General features: G+C 54.0%; 1 tRNA gene and 2 rRNA genes. All 3 read left to right on the plus strand.

Annotation, left to right across the window (positions count from 1 at the left end):
• The first annotated feature begins 267 nt into the window (after positions 1–267).
• A 23S ribosomal RNA gene (locus tag AC2FMN_RS17125) occupies positions 268–3,095 on the plus strand.
• A gap of 192 nt (positions 3,096–3,287) precedes the next feature.
• Positions 3,288–3,402 (plus strand): 5S ribosomal RNA (gene rrf / locus AC2FMN_RS17130).
• Positions 3,403–3,489: 87 nt separating this feature from the next.
• Positions 3,490–3,566: transfer RNA gene (locus tag AC2FMN_RS17135), tRNA-Met, on the plus strand.
• The last annotated feature ends 1 nt before the right edge of the window (position 3,567 follow it).

Below are 3,567 nucleotides of genomic sequence, written 5' to 3' on the forward strand. Positions count from 1 at the left end.
GGGTATCGCGGCTGAAACGAACAGAGTTGTCCAAGTCAAGTACACTAACCCGCATGATCAGCGCCGATCGTCACCCGCAAGGATGACCGGCACTCATCTGATCATGCATGTCTTCCATTCTCCGTGCGGGGCCGACCGACATCGGCAGCATGGGTTCCAGGATGGGAGGCGGGAAAGTATGCTTTTGGTTCAGTCAGAGAGACGGGTTGTTACCAGCGCCTGTCATTGGATTTGCTCTGCAAATCCTGTCTTTCTCTTTCTGGATCAAATCAAGCGCGAGAAGGGCGTTTGGTGAATGCCTTGGCAGCAAGAGGCGATGAAGGACGTGATACTCTGCGATAAGCCATGGGGAGCTGAGAATAAGCTTTGATCCATGGATTTCCGAATGGGGCAACCCACCTGACAGTTCGTTATGATCTGCGCGAGCAGTTCATAATGGATTGAGACAGGTACTTAAGACCTGAATACATAGGGTTTTAAGAGCAAACCCGGGGAACTGAAACATCTAAGTACCCGGAGGAAAGGACATCAATTGATACTCCCCTAGTAGCGGCGAGCGAACGGGGACCAGCCGAGCCTTGAGAGTGAGAAGAACATGTTGGGAAGCATGGCCATAGCGGGTGACAGCCCCGTATTCGAAGCTCGATGGGACGTATTAAGTAGGGCGGGACACGTGAAATCCTGTCTGAAGATCGGAGGACCACCTTCGAAGGCTAAGTACTCCTTGCTGACCGATAGCGAACCAGTACCGTGAGGGAAAGGTGAAAAGCACCCCGACGAGGGGAGTGAAACAGTACCTGAAACCGAACGCCTACAATCAGTCGGAGGCTCCTTGCGAGCTGACGGCGTACCTTTTGTATAATGGGTCATCGACTTGGTCTCACGAGCAAGCTTAAGCCGTTAGGTGTAGGCGCAGCGAAAGCGAGTCTTAATAGGGCGCATGAGTTCGTGGGATCAGACCCGAAACCGAGTGATCTAGGCATGGCCAGGTTGAAGGTAAGGTAACACTTACTGGAGGACCGAACCCACATCCGTTGAAAAGGATCGGGATGAGCTGTGCCTAGGGGTGAAAGGCCAATCAAACTCGGAGATAGCTGGTTCTCTGCGAAATCTATTTAGGTAGAGCGTCATCCGAATACCCCGGGGGGTAGAGCACTGGATGGGTAATGGGGCCCCACAGGCTTACTGATCCTAACCAAACTCCGAATACCCGGGAGTACTAGATGGCAGACACACTGCGGATGCTAACGTCCGTAGTGGAGAGGGAAACAACCCTGACCGACAGCTAAGGCCCCCAATTCATGGCTAAGTGGGAAAGCAGGTGGGACGACCAAAACAACCAGGAGGTTGGCTTAGAAGCAGCCATCCTTTAAAGATAGCGTAACAGCTCACTGGTCTAAACAAGTTGTCCTGCGGCGAAGATGTAACGGGGCTCAAGCCATGAGCCGAAGCTTCGGATGCCGTAAGGCATGGTAGCAGAGCGTAGTGTGACATAGTCTCATTCCTCCTTCACGTCTTCGGGCGTATTGGAGGAGAGAGGCTTTCGATGAAGCCGGGGCGTGAGCCATCCGGTGGAGAGATCACTAGTGAGAATGATGACATGAGTAGCGACAAAGAGTGTGAGAGACACTCTCGCCGAAAGTCCAAGGGTTCCTGCTTAAAGCTAATCTGAGCAGGGTAAGCCGGCCCCTAAGCCGAGGCCGAAAGGCGTAGGCGATGGGAACCAGGTTAATATTCCTGGGCCGTGGAGTGGTGACGGATCTCGGGTGTAGTTCAGTCTTATCGGATTGACTGGGCTGCTGAGAGGTTCCTGGAAATAGCCCTCCTATCAGACCGTACCCTAAACCGACACAGGTGGACTGGTAGAGCATACCAAGGCGCTTGAGAGAACGATGTTGAAGGAACTCGGCAAAATACCTCCGTAAGTTCGCGAGAAGGAGGCCCGGTTCCTAGGCAACTAGGGGCTGGGGGCACAAACCAGGGGGTGGCGACTGTTTATTAAAAACACAGGGCTCTGCGAAGTCGCAAGACGACGTATAGGGTCTGACGCCTGCCCGGTGCCTGAAGGTTAAAAGGAGAGGTGAGAGCCTTGAATTGAAGCCCAGGTAAACGGCGGCCGTAACTATAACGGTCCTAAGGTAGCGAAATTCCTTGTCGGGTAAGTTCCGACCTGCACGAATGGCGTAACGACTTCCCCGCTGTCTCCAACATCGACTCAGCGAAATTGAATTGCCTGTCAAGATGCAGGCTTCCCGCGGTTAGACGGAAAGACCCCGTGCACCTTTACTACAGCTTCGCACTGGCATCAGGACTGCAATGTGCAGGATAGGTGGTAGGCTTCGAAGCAGGGACGCCAGTTCCTGTGGAGCCTCCCTTGAGATACCACCCTTTGCATTCTTGATGTCTAACCGCGGTCCGTCATCCGGATCCGGGACCCTGCGTGGCGGGTAGTTTGACTGGGGCGGTCGCCTCCTAAAGCGTAACGGAGGCGCGCGAAGGTTGGCTCAGAGCGGTCGGAAATCGCTCGTTGAGTGCAATGGCAGAAGCCAGCCTGACTGCGAGACTGACAAGTCGAGCAGAGTCGAAAGACGGCCATAGTGATCCGGTGGTCCCGAGTGGAAGGGCCATCGCTCAACGGATAAAAGGTACGCCGGGGATAACAGGCTGATACTGCCCAAGAGTCCATATCGACGGCAGTGTTTGGCACCTCGATGTCGGCTCATCTCATCCTGGGGCTGGAGCAGGTCCCAAGGGTACGGCTGTTCGCCGTTTAAAGAGGTACGTGAGCTGGGTTTAGAACGTCGTGAGACAGTTCGGTCCCTATCTGCCGTGGGTGTAGGAGACTTGAGAGGAGTTGCCCCTAGTACGAGAGGACCGGGGTGAACGATCCACTGGTGGACCTGTTGTCGTGCCAACGGCAGTGCAGGGTAGCTATGATCGGACAGGATAACCGCTGAAGGCATCTAAGCGGGAAGCCCCCCTCAAAACAAGGTCTCCCTGAGGGCCGTGGAAGACCACCACGTCAATAGGCCGGAGATGTAAGCGCAGCAATGCGTTCAGTTGACCGGTACTAATCGCCCGATAGGCTTGATTTGATCCAGTAACAGAAAGACAAATCAAACCAAAAGCATACACCGACCTTGACAATGGATAGCGTCGCAGCACCAAGCCGCGATATTGATTGATTATACAACCGAGTGGCAACGCGCCTTTTGCAAGCAAAAGACGCTGTCTGCCACCCGTCGCTTTCTTACTCGCAAGAAAGTCGACCTGGGGATTTTCCTCGGTTTGGTGGTCATAGCGCAAGCAAAACACCCGGTCCCATCCCGAACCCGGAAGTTAAGTGCTGCAGCGCCAATGGTACTTGGGCTCAAGCCCCGGGAGAGTAGGTCACCGCCAAACCTAGAAAAATCCCCAAACTCTCTAAACGATCAAAAAATCAAAAAACGGCCTCAAAAAATCTCTGCAGGCCGAACGCCAAAAAAATGGCGCGGGGTGGAGCAGCCAGGTAGCTCGTCAGGCTCATAACCTGAAGGTCAGAGGTTCAAATCCTCTCCCCGCAACCAA

It is taken from the genome of Ruegeria sp. BHSC037 (genome assembly GCF_059613045.1).